Below are 21783 nucleotides of genomic sequence, written 5' to 3' on the forward strand. Positions count from 1 at the left end.
ATTTATGCTATGATTCTTAAATGATTCGTTTTTGGTATATGTCACATTTCACCCTGCAAAAGTAGAGACTTGAGGGTGCAACTGTCTTGCAAAGTAGTGGTTACACTGCCTGCTTAAGCTGAATATGTGTGTGAGGGAGGCCCACGCAGAGCAAAGGCACGGGTGATGTTCGTGCCGTGGAGGGATTCTCGGTAGACGTATTCGTTATTGAGCTGTTTCTCCAAGGGGCGGAGCAGATGATCAATGAGTAGATCGGCAAACAGCGTATCTATGAATACGTAATGTGGACTGAAATCGCTTTGCATCGTAGGCGCAGGCGAACTGAAGCGTGTCAGGCATTCGCTGTCGCAACAGGAATCACTGTGCTGGTGATGGTTGTGCGCCGGACATTGCGCCTCCGGCTTGACATCATGCTTCATACAGATCAGCCCGTTTGCATGATGGTGATGGGGAATGATTGGCACGGCCAGCATGATGATGCTGACGAAGAATAAAAGGCAAATTATGTACCACTTGTTCCTCATCCTTTGCAAATTAACGCTACAAAGATAATTCCTGCATAGCGGATATGCAAATATCAGTACTGGAAAATTTCAGGGACGTTGAATGAATAGGATGACAATAGACGTGGGAAATGTGTAGATTTATTGAATAATGCGATTTTTTGCCGATGAAGTGCGTTATGTAGGTGGCGAATTTGTAACTTATTGCTGTATAGCATCTTATTGACCCGTTTGTACCTCGGTGATGAACACCCCGTTCCTCGGTGATGAAGGCATCGTTCCTCACCGATGAAGGGGGCCTTCCTCACCGAGGAACGACCTCCTCATCGTTGCCGGGGTTTTCGGGGTGTCTTTATGAGCGGGATATGTCTGCTATTATTACTTCTTTTCCAACTCTTGCAGAGAATCCATTTTCTTTTTCTCGAGGAATTCGTATATTCCGCACAGATGTTCTTTCACCTTTTGGTTTCCGAATTCATACACCTTTGTTACCAGTCCGTCAAGGAAGTCACGGTCGTGCGACACCACGATCAGTGTGCCGTCAAAATCGATTAATGCCTGTTTCAGGATATCTTTTGTTTTTAAGTCCAGATGGTTGGTAGGCTCGTCGAGAATCAGCAGGTTGACCGGTTCGAGCAATAGTTTGATCATTGCCAAACGGGTTCGTTCGCCACCGGAAAGCACTTTCACCTTTTTCATCGACTCTTCCGGGCCTCCGAACATGAAAGCACCCAGCAGGTCGCGAATCTTATTTCGTATTTCACCTTTCGCTACATCGTCGATGGTCTGGAAAACGGTCAGGTTTTCGTCCAGCAGAGAAGCCTGGTTCTGAGCAAAATAACCGATCTGGACATTGTGTCCCAAAGTCAGAGTACCTTCATGGTCGATCTCATTCATGATGCATTTCACCAAAGTAGATTTACCTTCTCCGTTCTTGCCGACAAAAGCTACCTTATCTCCACGTTCAACCGTCAACGATGCATTTTTGAACACTACATGGTCACCGTAACTCTTTCCTACATTATCCATAATGACCGGATAACTGCCCGAACGCGGTGAAGGAGGGAACTTCAACCTCAAAGCGGAAGTGTCTTCTTCGTCCACCTCCAGCAATTCCAACTTCTCCAGCATTTTCACACGGCTCTGCACTTGCAGCGTTTTAGAGTAGGTTCCCTTGAAACGTTCGATGAACTCTTTGGTCTCGGCAATGAATTTCTGCTGTTCGTCGAAAGCCTTTTGTTGTTGGATACGCCGCTCCTGACGCAGTTGCAGATATTGGGAATAGTTTACTTTATAGTCATAGATTCGTCCCATGGTCACTTCGATGGTGCGCGTGGTGATGTTGTCTACGAATTTCCGGTCGTGGCTGATGACGATCACCGCCTTGCCATTATTGATAAGAAAATCTTCCAGCCATTGGATGGATTCGATGTCCAGATGATTGGTAGGCTCGTCCAGCAAAAGCACGTCCGGCTTCTGTAGCAACAGTTTAGCCAATTCGATACGCATCCGCCAGCCTCCGCTGAAGTCGCTCGTTTGCCGGTTGAAGTCTTCTCGTTTGAATCCAAGGCCCAGCAATGACTTTTCCACATCTTCTTCGTAATTGGTGGCATCGATCGAATAAAACTTTTCGCTCAATGCAGATACGTTCTCGATCAGCTCCATATAACTGTCGCTTTCATAGTCCGTACGTGTCTCGAGTTCTTTGTTCAATCGTTCTATCTCAGCCTCCATCTCATGCAGATGTGCGAAAGCTTGCGCGGCTTCTTCAAAAACCGTCCTGCCGTCTTCCGTCATCAGATGCTGGGGCAGATAGGCGATGACGCACTCTTTGGGGGCGGAGATCTTACCGCGTGTCGGCTGGCGTGCCCCGGCCAGTATTTTGAGCAGCGTACTTTTCCCGGCACCGTTTTTCCCCATCAGGGCGATGCGGTCTTTTTCGTTAATTACAAAAGAAATATCACTAAATAAGGTGGTTCCGCCGAATTCTACGGCAAGTCCGTCTACTGAAATCATATATGTTCGTTAAATTGAGGCGCAAAGATAATCATTTATATTATTTTTTTTTATAACTTGCGCGCTGAATAGCAATATATGCTGTTGAAATGGAGATTATAAAAAAATCGAGATAATGGAGAACGGAGAAGGAGTACAAGAGATAGTAGATTTCCGGCCACTGATCCTTGTGGCTGAGGATGATGATAGCAATTTCAAGCTGATCAAGGCCATCATAGGTAAGAAGTGTGATATCCTGTGGGCGCGTAACGGGGAGGAAATCGTAAATCTGTATCATGAGAACAAGGGAAAAGCACATGCTATCCTTATGGATATCAAAATGCCGATAATGACCGGTCTGGAAGCGACTAAGATTATCAGAGAAGAAGATACCGAAATACCTATCATCATGCAGACCGCTTACGCATTCAGTGCGGACAAGGAAAATGCGATGCGATGTGGTGCATCCGAAGTATTGGTTAAGCCGATCACTCTGAGCATCTTGAGAAATTGTTTATCGAAATATTTCCCGCAACTGAAGTGGTGATGATGTAGGTAAGACATATACCGGATATTTTGTTATTTAATGATTTAGACACGGACTTCACGTATCACACGGCTACTATATACATTATTTAATATATATAGCAACCGCATAACCCGTGAAGTCCGTGTCTGATTTATTTCCATACAAGGCTTTGCCTTCGATCCATGTTTGTGGCCTGGCGTCAACCTTCCATTTGGAATTTGCGGCTCACTTTCATCAAGTTGATCGTGTAGGTCACTACGTTTTGCGCCTCCTGAACCATGGTCAGGTAGATCATACTTACCCTCACACTGCCCGACTGACTTTGAATGCGCTGCAATTCCTGACGTTTCAGGTGAGAGAGTTGTGCATTGAGATCATTGGCACGGCGTATTTCCTCTTCGAAATTGTTGTAATCATTTGCCTCCAACTTGGTGCGGCATTTGCGAATCAAGTAAGTTATATCTTCCGCTACGTCTCCGAATTCACCTTTTTGGATCGCGTCGAGGGAATTGAAATTATTGTCGATATGCTCCAGACAAGGTTCGCAAAGACGGGCGGTACTGTAGACCAGTTCACTGGCAAAATCGTTGCCTTGATAGTAATAAAGCCCTTTTTCGAGTACGGTGTTGTTGTCGAGCTTGCACATGGCTACCGTTCCCGTACGCTTCATCTGCTTGATGAGCTGTTTCTCGAACTTGGTAGACCCCATGGCACGGCGCAGTCCGCGTAAATTCTCGTGTAAGAATGAAGTGACTGTCAACTCGAAGTTATTTTCTACATATTCCAGCACTTTGGTCAGTTCCTCGCGGGTATGCTTGCGCATCAGTTGCAGAGCTTCTTCGCTGTCGGAAGCTTTCATAAGCTGCTTCAAAGTCTCATTCCCTTTTTCCTTTTCTTTTTTCTTCTTGAACATGATCTGGCTGCGGATGAGTGAGAAGGCTGCCAGCCCTATGAGTATGACGATGGCTACCGAGCCGCCAAAATGGATAATCATGGCAACGAAGAAACAGATGGTGAAGGCTGCTCCAGCGGTGAGGAACCATCCACCGATAACGCTGAGGACGCCTGTGATGCGGTAGACTGCGGAGTCACGTCCCCAAGCACGGTCGGCTAGGGAAGTACCCATGGCCACCATGAACGTAACGTACGTGGTCGAAAGCGGCAGTTTCAGTGAGGTACCCAAAGCGATGAGCAGACCTGCCAATACCAGATTGACCGATGCCCGTACGAGGTCGAAAGCTGCGCCATCGGCAATGATGGCTTCATCTTTGCGGAATCGTGTGTCGATCCATTTTTTCGCATTGTCGGGAATAAGTTTGGAGATGCCGTTTGCCAATGTCATGCTGATGCGTACCAATGTGCGGGCAATAGGGGTACTGCCGAAGCTCTCTTCTCCTTCGTCCTGGCGGGACAGATCGACGGATGTTTTGATGACGTTATGAGCCTTTTTCGACGTGCAAAGCGCATAGACCATGACCGCACCCGCAGCGACCAAGAAATACCACGGAGTTTTAGCAGGGCCTAAGAGGGAAGTCATCAAGAATCCGTTTGCACCGGCTCCCGTTCCGTTTGCCATATAATCCGTAAAAGAAGAATATCCAGCGAGGGGGACACCTATAAAGTTCACAAGGTCATTACCAGCAAATGCCAGTGCCAGTGCGAAGGTGCCTAATAATACGACTACTTTGAATACATTTATCTTTAGCCAATGGAGTATTTGCATTAATATTGTGAAGAAGACAAAGAAGCATCCAACCAGCATCAAGGTATTATCCTGTAACCATTGCTTGTTCTCGGCTGTCATGAATGAACTGTCTTTCAACCCTTTGATGAGCATAAAATAGATGATGGCTGTGGCTGCGATGCCACCGAACAGGCCGATACTGTATTTTATGTGCTTCTTATAATTGAAAGTGAATATGATACGTGCCAGCCATTGTACTACCATACCGAAGAAGAAAGCGATGGCGACAGAAACGAATATGGCCATAATGACGGAAAGTGCTTTGTCCGTGTTGATGAGGTTCCCCAATCCGAGGTCATCATTATTATGTACTTTGATGAGAGCCAAGGCGAACGTACCTCCCAATAATTCGAATACCATCGAAACGGTGGTGGAAGTCGGCATTCCCATCGAATTGAATACATCGAGCAAGACAACATCTGTCAGCATCACGGCAAGTAATATGCACATGATCTCGGCAAAGTAGAAATGCTCCGGTTGATAAATGCCGTTACGGGCGATTTCCATCATCCCGTTGGACAGGGATGCACCGATCATAATACCGATAGCGGCTATGAACAGCACTGTTTTGAAGGAAGCGGCTTTGGCTCCGATAGCGGAGTTCAGAAAATTGACAGCGTCGTTACTGACTCCGACCATGAGGTCGAATATGGCGAGCGCAAATAAAAAGATGACGATGCAAAGATAAATTGTCTCCATAAATATGTAATCTGTTTCTGGCTGCAAAGGACGGATTTTCGTATTGCAGGGAAATGTCATACATATTACAAACCTGTTTCATTTTTGTTTTTCAGGTAATTATAAAACGTATATTGTGCCCGTACACTTTCTCCTTTCGTCTTATGTTTGAAGACGTTGCGGAGCTTGTCGTCCACGAAACAGGCTTTTTGGTTGTCGGAGAGTTGGATGTCCAGCATGTCGGTCATTTCTTTTTTCAGGTCGGGATCGAGTATGGGTGTTATTGCCTCGATGCGACGGTAGAGGTTGCGCCGCATCCAGTCGGGCGAACCACAAAAGATTTTAGGATTACCGTCATTACCGAAATACCATACACGTGCATGCTCCAGGAAGGAGTCGACGATGCGGGTGATTCGGATGTTTCGGCTATAGGTTTGTCCCGGTATCAGACAGCAGATACCCCGGACGATCAGGTCTATTTTTACTCCGCGTTGCGAGGCTTCATACAAACGGTCGATCATATGGGAATCTTGCAGGCCGTTCATCTTCAGTATAATTCTGCCTTCCCGTCCCTTTTCCGCCAGCTCTATTTCATGATCGATCAGACGGTTCAGTTCGGGTATCAAGTTGAAACGGGCTACGAGCAACGTACTGAATTTAGGATTTTCCTTTTTCCCTTGTAACGTGCGGAAAAGGTTATAAAGGTCTTTCGTTATTTTCGGGTTGCAGGTGAACAGTCCGCAGTCTGCATACAGTGTAGCGGTCTTTTCGTTAAAGTTGCCGGTACCGATGTAAGCAAAATCGCAGGATTTGCCTCCGGTTGGGTTCTTTCGACGGATCAAAGCTACTTTGGCGTGGACTTTAAGTCCGGGTAAGCTATAAAGGATGCGGATGCCTGCCGACTTCATCATTTCGGCAGTGGCAAGGTTGTTTTCTTCATCAAAACGGGCTTTGAGTTCAACGAATACCGTGACTTTCTTTCCGTTCTGGGCGGCTGCCAAGAGTGTGTTGATGACGGCCGAGTTCTCTGCTACCCTGTATTGAGTTACCATGATTTCCTGCGTTTGCGGGTCGTGGACGGCTTCATAGAGGAAGTGGGTGAAATGCTCGAACGAATGGTAAGGATAATACAATAACAGGTCTTTTTGCTGGACGTAGTTGAAAACTGACTCTTTTTCATCCAGACAGTTCAGTTTCATGGGCTTGGGCTTTTCTCTCCAGCGCAATGCTTTATTCGGATTGGGAAGTCGGTGCAGGTCTTCGAGGTTCAAGTGTTTGTCTCCCGGAACCAGCTCTCCCCGGTTTACTTGGAAAGCATCTACCAGAAAATCGAGGAAGTCCTGTGGCATAAACCGGTCGTATACGAAACGGCATACGGCACCTATTTTACGCTTTTTTATCTTCTTTTTCACTTGCTCTACCAAGTCGGCAGTGCTTGTGGCATCTTCGATCAGGATATCGGCATCGCGGGAAATTTTGATGCAATAACTGCAATCGACATCGTACCCGGGGAAAATTAGCCCGATGTTTGCTTTGATGATATCTTCAATGAACATCAGATAGTAATCATTGCCTTGTTTGGGTAATTCGATGAAGCGGGGCACTTTACTATAGGGAAGCTTCATCACAAAGTATTGCACATGTTCCGGATCGTTTTCGGAAGTGTTGTGCATGAATAGGCGGACCGCCAGATAGAGTCGGTTGTCACGGAGGAAAGATACAACTTGGTCTTTGCCTACCGGTACGGGTTGGAGGAAAGGGAATATCTCTTCCCGGAAGAAGTTGCGTACGAATTCCTGGTGGAAAGGTTCGACATTGCGGCTTTGGTAAAAGATGATGTGGTTCTTTCGGAGTGCAGGCAATATTTTGTGTTCATAGATGCGGACACGGTCCTCCAGTTGCCTGTTCACTTCCTGATTGATTTCTTCTACCAGCTTTGCGGCCGATTGCACGGTTTCTTCATCACTTTGTGTGACACCGGAGGCTACGGCTTTGTGGTCGGCTACTCGGATTTTATAGAATTCTTCCAGATTGGAGGAGTATATGGAAATGAAATTAATACGTTCATAGACTGGCAAGCGGTCGTCATCCGCTTCCAGCAATACGCGATAATTGAAAGATAACCAACTTATATCCCGTTTAAAGTAATGATATTTGTTTTCCATTGCGTTAAGATTTGCCCAAATATAGTTACCTTTGTCCACATAAACAAAGAAACTATGATGAAAATTGGATTATTGTCGGATACGCATGCTTGGTGGGATGAAAAGTACCTGGAATATTTTGAACCTTGCGATGAAATCTGGCATGCAGGAGATATCGGTTCTGTGGAAATAGCCGAAAAGTTGGCGGCCTTCCGTCCCTTTCGTGCCGTTTATGGGAATATTGACGGACAGGAGATTCGTAAGATGTTTCCGCAAGTGAATCGTTTTACCGTGGACGGTGCCGAAGTGCTGATCAAGCATATCGGTGGCTATCCCGGGAAGTATGATCCTTCTATTATCGGAAGTCTGATGACACGTCCGCCGAAATTGTTCATTAGCGGGCATTCGCATATCTTGAAAGTGAAGTATGACAAGACGCTGGATATGCTGCATATCAATCCCGGAGCAGCGGGTATGTCGGGATTTCACAAAGTGCGTACCATGGTACGGTTTGTGATAGACAATGGAGCATTTAAGGATTTGGAGGTGATAGAGCTGGCCGGTTGATATTACTTGTTTCCGGGGAAGAGTCCGAAAGTCTTTCGTTTATATTCCATAATATCTTTCATCCGTTCTTTTTGGGGCTTCTTTGGCCTTTTTACACTTTTATGCAGAAAGATCGGGAAGCCGATTCCCGCACTGAAATTAAGTTCCCGGCCGAGAGTGGTGCTTCCAAAGATGTGGTGCTTCCGGACTTCCTTACTATAGGAATTGGTTTCTACATAACCTATTTTGGTGTTTTGTAAAGGTTGCATATAGTTTATGTCGGCAAACAAATAGCATCGGGTACTTACTTTATAATTTATGCTCATGCCTAAAGATAACTCCACGATGGTCACTAAACTTTGGTAGTCTGAATAATTGGAAGTATATATGTTATAAAGTTCATTCGTGCCTTTCCCTTTTAATCTGGCCGAGATGTCCTGACGGTTCATTGAGTTAAAACCTATTCCTATTTTGGGATAAAATGCCCAATGGGTGTTTTCAATCCGGTATGTCGCTCCAAAATCGACTGTAGTGGTGACTTTTGAGTAACTGTCTATATCCCGGGCGTAATTCTTAATATAATAGTTTGTTTCAAACGGGCGACAAACTTCTGCTTGGCAATCTCTTATTTCATCTCCGTTCATCTTAAGCTTAAGATCGAAATACCATCCCCAATGCTTAGAAAAAAAATGTAGCAAGCGCATATCCATAGTAGGGATGGTGCTTTTCCTATCTGAAAGCACAGTGACAACATTGGACTTTACTCTATGGGTCAGATCAAAGTTTACTCCGCCACTAAGATCTATTTGGATCAGCTTATTGGACTTTTGAGGTGCTGGGATCGACAAGTTGTCTTGTGCTTGAGCCATCAAGAACAGGCATGATAGTGCTATGAGAAGGTAAATTTGTTTCATCGTTCTTTCTTTTTTAATAGAGAGTTACATCATCACTTTTGTATTCTGCCTTTTTACCACTGGATGTGATCAGTTCGATGCTGAAGCGGTGTATGCCCGGCTGAGGGATGGTTGTCAATGCTTTGAAAATTTGGTTGACAGGTTTCATATATTTGATGGTGTCTTGTTGACTCGTGATGTCATTTATTTGATATCGGGTAAGGGAGATGGGATAATCCTGAAAACAGGAGGTTACGTTTGCTCCTTTGGGGAACTCTTCATTAAAAGTTTCTTCGGTATATATGTTTAATTCTGTAATTCCATCTTCTAAAAGATATAATATGTTTTGGGGACAGTCTTCAGGAAAAGTGTCGGCATCGGAGAATAGCCTGATTTCAAGTATGTAAGCTTCTTTTTTTATTCGTCCGTTGGTAGGCGTTTGTGGCATTTCCCCTTCGTTATCCCAAGAATGGATTTCGACATTAGTCAGAATGCAGGGACGGGTTTCCCACATCGTTTCTGCGTCATATTCGTCGCAAGTCATAGCAGATGTACTGAGAAGCAGCAAAAGCATGATTATTTGTAGAGAGTGTCGTTTCATAAGCCTTGATAGATTGTAAGTGGATTTGGCAATGCCGTATAGTTTATAAATGCACAAAAAGTCAGATTATTGCATATACAGTTGTCTTTTTATTTTGTCATTTCGAAATTCTTTCCGTACTTTGCCACATGTAATTATATAAAACAATTGTATATGAAAGGAATAATACTTGCCGGTGGAAGTGCAACCCGGCTTTATCCACTCTCAAAGGCTATATCGAAGCAGATAATGCCGGTATATGATAAGCCGATGATTTATTATCCGCTTTCCACACTGATGCTGTCTGGAATTCGCGAGGTGTTGGTAATTTCCACTCCCCGTGATCTGCCCATGTTTCGTGATCTTTTAGGAACGGGTGAGGAGTTGGGAATGTCCTTTCAATACAAAGTCCAGGAACATCCCAATGGTTTGGCACAAGCGTTTGTATTAGGTGCCGAGTTTCTTGGCGGAGAGCCGGGATGTCTGATTTTGGGAGATAACATGTTCTATGGACAAGGATTTTCGACAATGCTGCATCGTGCGGCAGCCATTGAAAAAGGAGCATGTATCTTTGGATATTATGTGAAAGACCCGCGGGCATACGGGGTGGTCGAATTTAATGAAACGGGAAAAGTGATCTCTCTGGAGGAGAAGCCGTCAGAACCCAAGAGCAACTATGCTGTGCCGGGACTCTACTTTTATGACGCTACCGTAGTCGAAAAAGCCGCTTCTTTGAAGCCATCCGCCCGTGGAGAGTATGAGATAACAGATTTGAATAAAATCTATTTGGAAGAAGGTACCTTACAGGTAGAACTTTTCGGACGTGGCTTTGCATGGCTGGATACCGGAAACTGTGATAGTCTGCTGGAAGCGTCCAATTTTGTTGCAACCATTCAAAACAGGCAAGGCTTTTATGTCAGTTGTATCGAGGAGATCGCTTGGCGGAACGGCTGGATCACTACCGGTCAGCTTAGATTGCTTGGTGAAAAACTGGGCAAAACGGAATATGGTAAGTACCTTTTGGATTTAGCTAAATAAATAATTAAAATATAAAGATAATATGAAAACCTATCTTGTGACTGGGGCTGCCGGTTTTATCGGGGCGAATTACTTGAAGTACATTTTGGCAAAACACGATGATATCCGTGTGGTAGTACTCGATGCGCTGACGTATGCCGGTAATCTGGGAACTATTGCAAATGATATAGATAATGACCGTTGCATTTTTTTTAAAGGTGATATTTGTGACCGTGAGTTGGCTGACCGTTTGTTTGGCGAGTATAAGTTTGATTATATCGTGAATTTCGCTGCCGAGAGCCATGTGGACCGCAGCATTGAAAATCCGCAGCTGTTCCTTATGACCAACATTCTGGGTACACAGAATTTGCTGGATGCTGCCCGTCGCGCTTGGGTGACAGGGAAAGATGAAAATGGCTATCCTACTTGGCGTAAAGGAGTTCGCTACCATCAGGTTTCTACGGATGAGGTGTATGGTTCTTTGGGAGCAGAGGGTTATTTCCATGAAACGACTCCTCTTTGTCCCCATAGTCCGTATAGTGCATCCAAAACGAGTGCCGACATGGTGGTAATGGCTTATCATGATACCTATAAAATGCCTGTGACCATTACCCGTTGTTCCAACAATTACGGCCCGTATCATTTCCCTGAAAAGCTGATACCATTGATTATTAAGAATATTCTTGAAGGAAAGAAACTTCCTGTTTATGGTGACGGTAGCAATGTGCGCGATTGGCTTTATGTGGAGGATCACTGTAAAGCGATCGACCTGGTGGTACGTCAGGGGAAAGAGGGTGAAGTCTATAACGTAGGAGGTCATAATGAAAAGACTAACCTTGAGATCGTGAAACTGACAATTGCTACGATTCGCCGGTTGATGACGGAAAATCCGTCCTATCGCAAGGTACTGAAGAAACAGGAAAAAGATGCCAATGGGGAAATCGCAATAGACTGGATCAACGAAGATTTGATTACTTTCGTAAAGGATCGCCTTGGCCACGACCAACGTTATGCTATCGATCCGACTAAAATCATGAATGCTTTGGGATGGTACCCTGAAACAAAATTTGAAGTGGGAATCGTGAAGACAATCGACTGGTATCTCAACAACCAGGAATGGGTGGAAGAAGTAACCAGCGGTGATTACCAGAATTATTACGAAAGAATGTATAGCAAACGCTGATCAGAAGAGATTAGTGACGAACAAATTATCTCATGGGTTGCATTTATAACAGGATCAGCCACACTGAAATGAGTATTCCCATCAACAGCATATTACGTGAAGTCTCACCTAGTATGCTGTTCAGTTTTTTACCACTATGAATCTTCACCATTTTTCGCCAGGTCGTGATGTGAAGTATCAGGTAGATCAGTAAGGCAGGTATCCCGGAAAGCCATGTGCTTGATAAAAGAAACACCCCCAGTACGGTTGCTGCTACTCCTAATATTAAGTATAGATATCTCCCGAAAGGCTCTCCGAAACGAACCACTACGGTACGCTTTCCACTTCGTGCATCTGCATCACGATCCCGATAATTATTTACTACCAACAGTGTGTCTACGATCAGCCCGCAGACGAGAGAAGCAATGGTTACATCCGGTGTCCACCCTAATGCCTGAACATAATAAGTTCCTCCTACGGGGACAAAGCCGAAAAAAACAATCACTAATACATCTCCCCAGCCATTGTAGGAGAGAGGGTAGGGGCCGGTTGTATAGAAAAAGGCAAATACTACACATAATAGACCGACTATGATCAACGGCCAACCGGCATAGAGTAGCAGGGTGCTTCCGATAAGGCATGCCAGAACGACAGTGGTTATGATTCCCTTTTTCATGGCACCGGGTGATACCCATCCTTGGGTACATGCCCGTTCTGGTCCCAGACGGTCTTCCCGGTCTGTCCCTTTCAGGAAATCGAAAAGATCATTGATAAAGTTGGCGGCTATCTGCATCAGTCCGGCAAATAGAAAACAGACCAATGCAGGTATCCATTGAAATTGTCCGTCGGCATAGGCTAATGCCGTGCCGACAAGCACCGGAGTAGCGGCTCCTGCCAATGTTTTAGGGCGTGCGGCAAGGACCCAAGCGTGTAATGAATTTCGTTTTATTTCTTCCATGCGGCAAAGATACTTCAAAATTCCTTATCTTTGTCCCCTTCTATTCCAAAGAATCTTGATGGGATGAAGCGACAAAAGCGAGAAGAGTCTGTCTTTATTTTGTCCGGTATTAACATGGCGTAGATGATTGTCTGTTTTTAACGCTGATGCATAGTCTTTGTCGTGAACTCTTTTTGGAACCTTGCTCGTTCTATAGGGTGACATAGTGGGCTATGCAACGCATGAAATGAAAAGACAGGCCGAAAAGTAAGTTAAAAGGGACCGGATTAAGCATGAATAAGAGGGAGTTTTGAGCTGATTCTAATTAATTTAAAATATTTCAATGATGAGAAAAGTAATATGTTTTCTGTGTTTGCTTCCTTTGATTTTCACTTCCTGTAAATCAAAGAAGAACCTACTTTCTTCTAACACCTTTCCGGCATTGATTACGGATTCCATCCGACCGGACTCTTCGGATTATGCCGCGGCACTTTTTACACCGGATCATTCACAATTGAAGGATTTGCAACGCCGGAAGCCGAAGAAGCAGGTTCAGAATACAGCTACCCGGTCTAAAGCGGAGCTTGTTCCTGCCGGGGTAGCACCGGGAACGGTAATTACCAGTTCAGAGGTTTCACTTTCTACCCTTAAGCAAGGAGTGGAACGGGTGATGAATTATGATTTTACTCATCGGGATGTTCCAGAAGCCTTTGATGGTTTCCGGATAGCGTTTATTTCCGATTTGCATTATAAAAGTCTTTTTACGGGGAAAAGGTTACAAAGACTTGTTTCGTTTCTGCAATCCCAAAATGCAGATGTTTTGCTTATGGGAGGTGATTACCATGAAGGATGCGAGTATGTTCCTGAACTGTTTGAGGCTCTGTCTCGGGTTAAAACACCTTTGGGTACTTATGGCGTAATGGGAAATAATGATTATGAACAGTGTCATGACGATATTCTCCGGGAGATGAAACGCTACGGAATGCATATGCTCGAACACCGTGTCGATACGCTTCGTCGTGACGGGCAGCAGATACTGCTTGCAGGGGTACGCAACCCTTTTGATCTGAAACAGAATGGCAAGTCGCCTACGTTGGCACTTTCACCTTCGGACTTTGTGATCTTGCTGGTTCACACTCCCGATTATGTGGAGGATGTGGCAGTGACTAATACGGATCTTGCCTTGGCGGGTCATACGCATGGCGGACAGGTACGTATCTTCGGATATGCCCCCATCATTCCTTCACATTATGGAGATCGTTTTCTCACCGGGCTGCTGTATAATACGGCAAAAGTCCCGATGATTGTTACCAATGGCATCGGAACTTCGAATAAGAATATTCGTTTCGGGGCTCCCGCTGAAGTGGTGATCATAACGTTGCATCGCCTTAAATAGCGTTGATTCTTGAATCTATCTTTTCCGGGAGCTTCCTTTTATCTGGTGCATTGGATTTCCACACTTGCGCTATCAATATCAGCTCCCATCGGTGGATTCCTTTTTGAGAGTTTGATTTCTATATCGCTAATTGCCGGAAATTCATTGAAGAGCTTTTCAGCTATACGTTTGCAAACATGTTCCAGCAGCCGGGAGGGGATGTCCATTTCTTCTTTCAGGATTCTGTGTACTTCGGCATAGCTGACGGTATCTTCTATCTCATCGGTCTCGGCAGCCTGTGCAATGTCCACTTTCAGCCTTAAGTTGATAGTAAATTCATTGCCAATCGTGGTTTCCTGTGCTGCTACTCCATGATTGGCGAAGAAGCGTATGTTTTCTAAAAGTATGTGACTGGAATTGATTCTCATGCGTACGTTTAAATTAAAGTTGATTGTCTCTCGCAAATGTATATGAAATGCTCCGTTTTTCAGTAAGGAATGGTTGGAAAAGATGTGAATGCTTAAGATTTTTTTTGTCGATCTCCCTTCGTTTTTTTGCTTTTTCTTTGACTAATTATTGACACTGTTATCTGGTCGGTGAGCAATGGGTTCGACCTCGGTGACCAAGGGCTTCTTCATCGGTGACCAACAGCCCCTTCCTCACCGATGAACAGGTCGTTGGTCACCGAGGTAAAACTTGATTGTAATATATTGTTTTTCAATTGGTTATATCTTTGTGGTTTCCGTCTTACTGGAGATGGGAGAGTTAAATATCATTACACGCTTGATCGCTTTTTTATTCGCGGAAGTGTAATTAAGCCTTTTTGTGCTACCAATTGCGGCATCACTTTTAGAAAGAAGGGCGTAGCTGCCATGCAGATGGCAAGTGTAAGGTGGTGGCAAGTATCCATTGGTTGTGGATATGGTGTGCTGCAAGTTGCTCTTCAAAGTGAAGGATGGCAGCATGAAGCCCCAAAGTGATAACGGAGTAACTTTGATGGCATGTAAGGTTGTTATAAGCTGCTATCTATGTCCTTAAACGCAGATTCCACGAGTCTCAAGGTTTTTCCATATGTTTAAACCATGAAATTCGTGGAATCGGACAGATGTTACTCGATCGAGTATGCTCTGTCTTTTAGGAATTTATGTTCTTATTTTTCGGGATCTCTTCCTGTCTGCTTAATGAGGGATTTGATCTTTTCATTCAGGCTTTCAGCCTTCATCAACTGCTCCAGTGTCAGATGCATACGATAGCGCCAGTAATGACGTGGGTTGGCGGGGATGTTGATCCGTTCATCCTGAACATTCGGATTACGCCATTTTTCGTCTATTGACAGCCAATCTTGTAGAGACAGGATGCATAAGATAGAGTTGCTGTAAAGATGATTGCGTACCACTTCCTCGCACAATTCGGGCGTAGCTATGGCTGGTGCCGCGCCATAATGTCCCAGCATGGTGTTGTAATAACGTTGTGTCTGTTGGTAGTCTTCTTCCCACCAACCGCGTAAAGTCGACATATCGTGTGTTGAGAACGTACATACGGAACGATAAGGGTAGTCGTTCAGATGACCGAACTCTTGGGAAGGATCTTTCGGCATTCGCTGGATCTCAAGGCTGAGGATACGCAGGTCGTTCATGACCCATGCCACGCAGTCGGGGATCATGCCCAAGTCTTCGCCACATACCAGCATTCGTGTCGATTGTGTCAGTTGAGGAAGCTTATTCATCGCTTGTTGTTGCCAGAAGATATTATGCCGATGATAATAATACTGGTCGTACAAACGGTTGAAAGCCGCTTTTTCCCAATCGTTCAGCGAACGGTAGATGAAATCGTGTTGCACTCCGATACGTGGATGATACTTGTTGGCGTCCTGGCGGTCGGGTACGAACAGTACATCACTTATCAGGGCATAAAGTCCATCACGAATCCATACGCTGTCTTCATCGGTTTTTCCTGCAAAGTAGGCTTCAACCTTGCGTTGCGTATCAAATTCCGGTCGCATACGGTAGATTTCCCATTGATCGGTTGGTTCAATGAAGGTCTGTTTCACATAATCGGTATGAGGACCGAAAAGTTGCCCCAGGAAATACTCGTGTATATAAGGTTTCAGGAATTCCTCCCTGAAAGCCAATCCGTAGCTTTCTATCTCTTCGCGACTCATTGGCAATGCAGGTACGAACTGGCCTAACAGCCCGTGGACGGCATGCATCGGAATCTCCCAAATGCGGAAGAAACCTAGGATATGGTCGATACGGTAGGCATCGAAATATTCTGCCATCTTTTGGAAACGCTTCATCCACCAGCGATAACCGTCTTTCTCCATGACATCCCAGTTGTAAGTCGGAAATCCCCAATTTTGCCCGTTTACAGAGAAGTCATCGGGTGGAGCCCCTGCCTGTCCGTTGAGGTTGAAGTAATAAGGTTCTGTCCATGCTTCCACACTGTTGCGGCTGATGCCGATAGGAATATCTCCTTTCAGTACGACACCGTGTTCACGGGCATAGGTAGTGGCTTCGAGCAATTGCAGATGGAGGTTGAACTGAATGTAGAAATAGATGGAAACATAGGGATAGTCCACCGAATCGGGTTGGCACATCTTTTCTATCTCTTCCGCATCGTAAACCGTATGGCGTGGCCATTCGCGGAAATTGGGGGTCTTATAAACATCCCTCAGATAACTGAAAACGGCATAAGGCTGCAACCACTCTTTATTTGATTCAAAGAATGTGCGAAATGCTTTGGAGGAAAGCACTTTCTCTCCTTCTTGTTTAAAAATAAGGCGGAAATACTCCCACTTTGTCTTGTTGACATCCTCGTAATGGATGGCCGAAAGCTCGTTCAATTCTTTTTGCTTTTTATTAAAAGCGGCCGCAGCCTCTTTGTCCTTCAATGTACCCATCTTCTTAAGATCGGCATACATGGGATGGAAGGCATAGATGGAAATGCTATTGTACGGGTAAGAGTCCGTCCACGTATGCGTCATGGTGGTATCATTGATCGGCAGAATCTGAACTACTTTCTGGCCGGTGCTAACCGCCCAGTCGATCATGCGTTTCAGATCACCGAAATCACCTACTCCAAAGCTTTTTTCCGATTTCAACGAGAATACCGGTACCGCTACCCCCGCACCTTTCCATGCAGGAATGTTAAAATAAACGTAACGGTCGCCTATGACAAGCGTCTCGTTAGCTTTCAGTTCCGGGTTGGCCATATAGCGGTTCGGATTGTCTTCCCATGCTTCAGAGCGTTTCTCTTTCTTGTTATATAGAACGAACTTATACTCTAGAGGGAAATTGATTTTGGAAGCATCCATTGCAATCTGCCATTCCGGAAAATTGATGTCGCTCATCAATAGAGCTTTATCAGGGTTCCAATCGCCCAATGCTTTTTGATTACCACAGATCGCTAGGCAGTAGTTCTCATTAATGCGTGGAGCATAGGCTTTTATCATTAATCCTTTCTTGTAGCTTTTGGGCGCTTCAGTTCTGTCTCGATGGGCCAACAGTGACTCGGTGAATGCGGAACTGTAAAAATATTGCTGTTCCGGTAAGTTTTTCCAACTGTCATCGATACGGTATTTCTTCTTACTGTCGCCTGAAAGGTAAAGTCTACGAGGGAAACTGTCCCATTCCCGGCGAACAACTTTACCGTCTTGCCAGATAAGGTAACTGTAGTCCACAAATCCATCGGGCTGGTGGATTTCCGTTTCAACTGTCCAATGTATTCCATCCACAGTATGAAGGGGGATGGAACGTTCTGAATTTTCATTACCTAATTCGGGAAGGGAACCGGATATTCTGACCTCTTCCCCCCAGTTGGTACGATACTCAATATTAAATGATACTATCATATATATTAGATTTTGATTATAAACGATTGATTGTGCAAGTATAAGACATTCTTTTTATATTTTATGTACCTAAGGTTGGTGAACCATTTTAAATTCCTCTGCAAACGTTTGTGTTGATGTGCTGTTAAACATCAAAAGGAACCCGAAGGTTCCTTTTGGATGATTGGTTGCCGGATGTCTAACCGCATCTGGAAGTTCCGCATGTCGTGCAGATCAGGCAACCTTCCTGGTAAACGAGTGTTTCGTTTCCACAGTTCGGGCATCTCTTTCCTTTAGCCTCCGTGCCGTCCGTGATGTATTTTTTCAAGGCACGTTCCACACCGTTCTTCCAGGTATTGATGTTTTCGCTGTCTAATTGCAATGAACCTACCAGTTTGATTACCTGCTCAATAGGCATTCGATAACGAAGCACTCCGGAGATCAGTTTAGCGTAGTTCCAATATTCCTTATTGAATTTCTCCGACAGGCCTTCGATGGTCATTTTATATCCGCGCTTGTTCTCGAACTGGAAGTCGTAACGTTTGTTTCCGTTTTCATCTACATTCTTGATGATACGTCCGCTAACAACGCTCTTTGGAATAAATATGCCTTCATCGTCATCTTGCAAACCGGTAAATATTTCATAAGGATGGCCATCGAGCAGACCTACTAAGGCTACCCATTTCTCCTTATTGTTTTGGAAGCGCACTACATCGGCCTCGAGTACGGGGGGACGGGTTTCGACTACCGTGGGTGGCTTGCAAGGAGGTAGCTCGTTTTTCTTCTCCGGTTTGGCCGAAATCAGCACCCCCGAACGCGAGCCGTCACGATATACCGTGCAACCTTTACAGCCCGATTTCCATGCTTCGACGTATAGGCGGTTTACCAAATCTTCGTCTACATCATTCGGCAGATTGATAGTCACGCTGATAGAGTGATCTACCCACTTTTGGATACGACCTTGCATCTTGACCTTCATCAGCCAGTCCACATCATTGGAAGTAGCTTTATAATAAGGTGATTTGGCTACCAGTTCGTCAATCTCATCTTGAGAGTAACGTTTGGCCGGATCATACCCGTTGGCTTCCATCCAAGTAACGAACTTATGGTGGAATACGATGTATTCTTCAAATGCATCTCCTGTTTCGTCTACGAAGTCCACACGCACGTTTGTGTCATTCGGATTTACTTTTCTACGGCGTTTGTATACGGGTAGGAATACCGGCTCAATGCCCGAGGTGGTCTGCGTCATCAAGCTTGTGGTTCCGGTAGGTGCGATTGTAAGGCATGCAATATTGCGGCGGCCGAACTTAACCATATCCTTATACAATTCAGGATCAGCCTCACGAAGACGATTAATGAATGGATTGTTCTTCTCGCGTTCTGTGTCGTAAATCTCGAAAGCTCCGCGTTCTTTAGCCATTTCTACCGATGAACGATAAGCCCCGAGTGCTACTGTCTTATGGATCTTTTCAGAGAATTCCGTGGCTTCTTCTGTTCCGTAACGCAGTCCGAGGGCGGCAAGCATATCTCCTTCGGCTGTAATGCCTACACCGGTACGTCTTCCCTGACCGCTCTTCTTATATATCTTACTCCAAAGATCGCGTTCGGTGCGTTTCACTTCGTCTGTTTCGGGATCGGTGTCGATCTTCTCCATGATTCGCTCGATCTTTTCAAGTTCCAGATCGATGATGTCGTCCATGATGCGTTGAGCCAGTATCACATGTTTTTTGAACAAGTCAAAGTCAAAATAGGCATCCGGTTTGAAAGGATTGACTACATATGAATATAGATTTATTGCTAATAAGCGGCAAGAATCATAAGGGCACAAAGGTATTTCGCCACAGGGATTGGTTGATATTGTCTTATAGCCCAAGTCTGCATAGCAATCCGGTACGGATTCGCGGATAATAGTATCCCAGAACAACACACCAGGTTCGGCTGATTTCCATGCGTTATGCACGATCTTCTTCCATAAAGTGGAAGCATCGATCTCTTTGGTGGTTGTCGGATTGGCCGAGTCGATAGGATATTGCTGTACATAGGGCTTTCCATCTATGGCTGCTTGCATGAAGGCATCATCCATTCTGACCGATACATTGGCACCCGTCACTTTTCCTTCTGTCATTTTTGCGTCAATAAACGCTTCTGAATCCGGATGTTTGATGGAAACGCTTAACATTAAAGCACCACGACGACCGTCTTGTGCAACTTCCCTGGTAGAATTGGAATAACGTTCCATGAAGGGTACCAGTCCTGTAGAAGTCAGTGCTGAATTCTTTACCGGTGATCCTTTCGGTCGGATGTGCGAGAGGTCGTGACCTACGCCACCGCGTCTTTTCATCAGTTGCACCTGTTCTTCATCGATTTTGATGATCGCGCCATAAGAGTCGGCAGAGCCGTCCACACCGATTACGAAGCAGTTAGAAAGTGATGCCACCTGATGATTGTTACCGATACCCGTCATCGGGCTACCTTGGGGAACAATGTATTTAAAGTGATCTAACAACTTGAAAAGTTCTTCAGCACTAAGTCCGCTAGGATACTTAGATTCGATGCGTGCCACTTCATTGGCAATTCTCCAATGCATATCTTCCGGAGACTTTTCATAGATGTTCCCGAAAGAGTCTTTGACTGCGTATTTGTTTACCCAAACCCTCGCTGCCAGTTCGTCGCCTTGAAAATATCGTAAAGATTCTTCAAAAGCTTCTTCGTAAGAATAGATTTGTTTATCCACGATGAAAGTGTCTTAAATTCCTTTATAAATAAGTATTATGTGTAGAAGAGTGCTTATCATTAACAAACGTGACTGCAAAGCTATGAATGTTTTTTGGTTTATCAAAATAAAAACGGGATTATTTGTTGATCAATCAAAAGTTTTCCGCTTTCAAATGGTAAGCAATTGAAAAACAATTGGATGATTCGTTTGTTCATGGCTTGAAGTTTTCCAAAAAGAAAATTAATCTATTTTATGAAGATGGTGGAATAGATTTTCTTTTCGTATCTTTGCAATAAAAAAAGTGATGATTGAGATAGTTAAGAACAGGAGAACGATTAGGAAGTACTTACAAAAAGATATTTCCTCTGATTTGTTAAATGATTTGCTTGAGACTTCTTTCCGCGCCTCTACAATGGGGGGAATGCAGCTTTACAGCGTCATTGTCACACGTGATACTGAAATGAAGGAGAAACTTTCTCCGGCACATTTCAACCAGCCAATGGTCAAAGGGGCACCGGTAGTGCTTACATTTTGCGCAGATTTTCACCGTTTTACTAAATGGTGTGAGCAGCGAAAGGCGGTGCCGGGATATAATAATCTGATGTCTTTTATGAATGCAGCGATGGATACTTTATTGGTGGCACAGACTTTTTGTACATTGGCTGAAGAGGCTGGTTTGGGGATTTGCTATTTGGGAACTACCACCTATAATCCACAAATGATCATAGATGTCCTGCAATTGCCAGAACTTGTATTTCCGGTAACTACCGTAACGGTCGGTTATCCCGATGGTATTCCTGCACAAGTAGATCGTTTGCCTGTGGAGGCTGCCGTTCATACAGAACGGTATCATGATTACACGGAAGCAGATATTGATAGACTATATGCCTATAAAGAGTCTTTGCCCGAAAACAAGCAGTTTATAGAGGAGAATAATAAAGAAACATTGGCGCAGGTATTTACGGATGTCCGGTATACAAAGAAAGATAATGAATTCATGTCTGAAAATCTTTTGAAAGTCTTACGCCAGCAGGGATTTATCTAGTAATCTCACCGTACAGACGGTACAGACTAATGCTGTTTCTAAAAATAAGTAGGTTAGTTTGTACCGTTTTGAATTGAATGGAGAAAG

Annotated in this window: 17 protein-coding genes; 7 read left to right on the forward strand and 10 right to left on the reverse strand. The window is 44.6% G+C overall.

Features of this window, described 5'->3' with window-relative positions; all coding sequences use genetic code 11:
• Positions 1-113: 113 nt before the first annotated feature.
• Both H8744_RS09315 and H8744_RS09320 read right to left on the reverse strand, forming a co-directional pair.
• A complete protein-coding gene (locus H8744_RS09315) occupies positions 114-524 on the reverse strand; it encodes a DUF6769 family protein (RefSeq protein ID WP_262434575.1) in 411 nt (136 codons plus the stop codon).
• A gap of 357 nt (positions 525-881) precedes the next feature.
• The gene (locus H8744_RS09320) at positions 882-2519 is read right to left on the reverse strand and encodes an ABC-F family ATP-binding cassette domain-containing protein (protein ID WP_262434576.1); all 1638 of its coding nucleotides are present in this window, start codon (positions 2517-2519) and stop codon (positions 882-884) included.
• Positions 2520-2634: 115 nt separating this feature from the next.
• On the opposite strand from H8744_RS09320, the gene H8744_RS09325 reads away from it, so the two are divergent.
• The gene (locus tag H8744_RS09325) at positions 2635-3045 is read left to right on the forward strand and encodes a response regulator (protein ID WP_262434577.1); all 411 of its coding nucleotides are present in this window, start codon (positions 2635-2637) and stop codon (positions 3043-3045) included.
• A 181-nt stretch (positions 3046-3226) separates the two neighbouring features.
• Here the strand turns inward: H8744_RS09325 and H8744_RS09330 are convergent, their stop codons facing one another.
• Together H8744_RS09330 and H8744_RS09335 are read right to left on the reverse strand one after the other, a co-directional pair.
• Positions 3227-5470, reverse strand: coding sequence for an inorganic phosphate transporter (locus H8744_RS09330; RefSeq protein WP_262434578.1), 2244 nt, complete (start codon positions 5468-5470; stop codon positions 3227-3229).
• Positions 5471-5535: 65 nt separating this feature from the next.
• Positions 5536-7614: an RNA degradosome polyphosphate kinase gene (locus H8744_RS09335; RefSeq protein WP_262434579.1), complete on the reverse strand. Its 2079-nt coding sequence runs from the start codon at positions 7612-7614 to the stop codon at positions 5536-5538.
• A gap of 54 nt (positions 7615-7668) precedes the next feature.
• On the opposite strand from H8744_RS09335, the gene H8744_RS09340 reads away from it, so the two are divergent.
• A complete protein-coding gene (locus tag H8744_RS09340) occupies positions 7669-8160 on the forward strand; it encodes a metallophosphoesterase family protein (RefSeq protein ID WP_262434580.1) in 492 nt (163 codons plus the stop codon).
• A gap of 2 nt (positions 8161-8162) precedes the next feature.
• On the opposite strand, the gene H8744_RS09345 is transcribed toward H8744_RS09340, so the two are convergent.
• The gene (locus H8744_RS09345) at positions 8163-9053 is read right to left on the reverse strand and encodes a hypothetical protein (protein WP_262434581.1); all 891 of its coding nucleotides are present in this window, start codon (positions 9051-9053) and stop codon (positions 8163-8165) included.
• 13 nt (positions 9054-9066) lie between these two features.
• Entirely contained in the window at positions 9067-9633 is a 567-nt protein-coding gene (locus tag H8744_RS09350; RefSeq protein WP_262434582.1) for a DUF5034 domain-containing protein, read from the reverse strand.
• 153 nt (positions 9634-9786) lie between these two features.
• Between H8744_RS09350 and rfbA the strand changes: the two genes are divergently transcribed.
• Positions 9787-10650, forward strand: a complete 864-nt coding sequence (gene rfbA / locus H8744_RS09355) for a glucose-1-phosphate thymidylyltransferase RfbA (RefSeq protein WP_262434583.1) — start codon at positions 9787-9789, stop codon at positions 10648-10650.
• Between the two features lie 22 nt (positions 10651-10672).
• On the forward strand, positions 10673-11812 hold the full coding sequence (gene rfbB, locus H8744_RS09360; RefSeq protein WP_262434584.1) for a dTDP-glucose 4,6-dehydratase: 1140 nt from the start codon (positions 10673-10675) through the stop codon (positions 11810-11812).
• Between the two features lie 43 nt (positions 11813-11855).
• Here rfbB and H8744_RS09365 read toward each other — a convergent pair whose 3' ends face one another.
• Positions 11856-12749 carry a 1,4-dihydroxy-2-naphthoate polyprenyltransferase gene (locus H8744_RS09365; protein WP_262434585.1) on the reverse strand — a complete coding sequence of 298 codons (894 nt, stop codon included), beginning with the start codon at positions 12747-12749 and terminating at the stop codon, positions 11856-11858.
• Positions 12750-13074: 325 nt separating this feature from the next.
• On the opposite strand from H8744_RS09365, the gene H8744_RS09370 reads away from it, so the two are divergent.
• Positions 13075-14124, forward strand: coding sequence for a metallophosphoesterase (locus tag H8744_RS09370; RefSeq protein WP_305067472.1), 1050 nt, complete (start codon positions 13075-13077; stop codon positions 14122-14124).
• A 38-nt stretch (positions 14125-14162) separates the two neighbouring features.
• Here H8744_RS09370 and folB read toward each other — a convergent pair whose 3' ends face one another.
• The gene (folB, locus tag H8744_RS09375) at positions 14163-14531 is read right to left on the reverse strand and encodes a dihydroneopterin aldolase (protein ID WP_262434587.1); all 369 of its coding nucleotides are present in this window, start codon (positions 14529-14531) and stop codon (positions 14163-14165) included.
• 237 nt (positions 14532-14768) lie between these two features.
• Between folB and H8744_RS09380 the strand changes: the two genes are divergently transcribed.
• Complete coding sequence (locus H8744_RS09380) at positions 14769-15083, forward strand: hypothetical protein (RefSeq protein WP_262434588.1); 315 nt, start codon at positions 14769-14771, stop codon at positions 15081-15083.
• A gap of 170 nt (positions 15084-15253) precedes the next feature.
• Here H8744_RS09380 and H8744_RS09385 read toward each other — a convergent pair whose 3' ends face one another.
• Positions 15254-17953 (reverse strand): 4-alpha-glucanotransferase, encoded by a 2700-nt coding sequence (locus H8744_RS09385; RefSeq protein ID WP_262434589.1) that lies wholly within the window; start codon positions 17951-17953, stop codon positions 15254-15256.
• Positions 17954-18131: 178 nt separating this feature from the next.
• A complete protein-coding gene (locus H8744_RS09390) occupies positions 18132-20669 on the reverse strand; it encodes an adenosylcobalamin-dependent ribonucleoside-diphosphate reductase (protein ID WP_262434590.1) in 2538 nt (845 codons plus the stop codon).
• Positions 20670-20955: 286 nt separating this feature from the next.
• Here H8744_RS09390 and H8744_RS09395 point away from each other — a divergent pair, with 286 nt between their 5' ends.
• Complete coding sequence (locus tag H8744_RS09395) at positions 20956-21696, forward strand: NADPH-dependent oxidoreductase (protein ID WP_262434591.1); 741 nt, start codon at positions 20956-20958, stop codon at positions 21694-21696.
• The last annotated feature ends 87 nt before the right edge of the window (positions 21697-21783 follow it).

This window comes from Jilunia laotingensis (assembly GCF_014385165.1).
GTDB classification, from domain to species: domain Bacteria; phylum Bacteroidota; class Bacteroidia; order Bacteroidales; family Bacteroidaceae; genus Bacteroides; species Bacteroides laotingensis.

What these genes read in the sequence shown, in the direction of transcription:
- H8744_RS09315 (WP_262434575.1), bottom strand. Translation starts at nt 524, where the DNA reads ATGAGGAACAAGTGGTACATAATTTGCCTTTTATTCTTCGTCAGCATC.
- rfbB (WP_262434584.1), top strand. Translation starts at nt 10,673, where the DNA reads ATGAAAACCTATCTTGTGACTGGGGCTGCCGGTTTTATCGGGGCGAAT.
- H8744_RS09320 (WP_262434576.1), bottom strand. Translation starts at nt 2,519, where the DNA reads ATGATTTCAGTAGACGGACTTGCCGTAGAATTCGGCGGAACCACCTTA.
- H8744_RS09385 (WP_262434589.1), bottom strand. Translation starts at nt 17,953, where the DNA reads ATGATAGTATCATTTAATATTGAGTATCGTACCAACTGGGGGGAAGAG.
- rfbA (WP_262434583.1), top strand. Translation starts at nt 9,787, where the DNA reads ATGAAAGGAATAATACTTGCCGGTGGAAGTGCAACCCGGCTTTATCCA.
- H8744_RS09340 (WP_262434580.1), top strand. Translation starts at nt 7,669, where the DNA reads ATGATGAAAATTGGATTATTGTCGGATACGCATGCTTGGTGGGATGAA.
- H8744_RS09370 (WP_305067472.1), top strand. Translation starts at nt 13,075, where the DNA reads ATGAGAAAAGTAATATGTTTTCTGTGTTTGCTTCCTTTGATTTTCACT.
- H8744_RS09350 (WP_262434582.1), bottom strand. Translation starts at nt 9,633, where the DNA reads ATGAAACGACACTCTCTACAAATAATCATGCTTTTGCTGCTTCTCAGT.
- H8744_RS09345 (WP_262434581.1), bottom strand. Translation starts at nt 9,053, where the DNA reads ATGAAACAAATTTACCTTCTCATAGCACTATCATGCCTGTTCTTGATG.
- H8744_RS09325 (WP_262434577.1), top strand. Translation starts at nt 2,635, where the DNA reads ATGGAGAACGGAGAAGGAGTACAAGAGATAGTAGATTTCCGGCCACTG.
- folB (WP_262434587.1), bottom strand. Translation starts at nt 14,531, where the DNA reads ATGAGAATCAATTCCAGTCACATACTTTTAGAAAACATACGCTTCTTC.
- H8744_RS09395 (WP_262434591.1), top strand. Translation starts at nt 20,956, where the DNA reads ATGATTGAGATAGTTAAGAACAGGAGAACGATTAGGAAGTACTTACAA.
- H8744_RS09365 (WP_262434585.1), bottom strand. Translation starts at nt 12,749, where the DNA reads ATGGAAGAAATAAAACGAAATTCATTACACGCTTGGGTCCTTGCCGCA.
- H8744_RS09330 (WP_262434578.1), bottom strand. Translation starts at nt 5,470, where the DNA reads ATGGAGACAATTTATCTTTGCATCGTCATCTTTTTATTTGCGCTCGCC.
- H8744_RS09335 (WP_262434579.1), bottom strand. Translation starts at nt 7,614, where the DNA reads ATGGAAAACAAATATCATTACTTTAAACGGGATATAAGTTGGTTATCT.
- H8744_RS09380 (WP_262434588.1), top strand. Translation starts at nt 14,769, where the DNA reads ATGAACAGGTCGTTGGTCACCGAGGTAAAACTTGATTGTAATATATTG.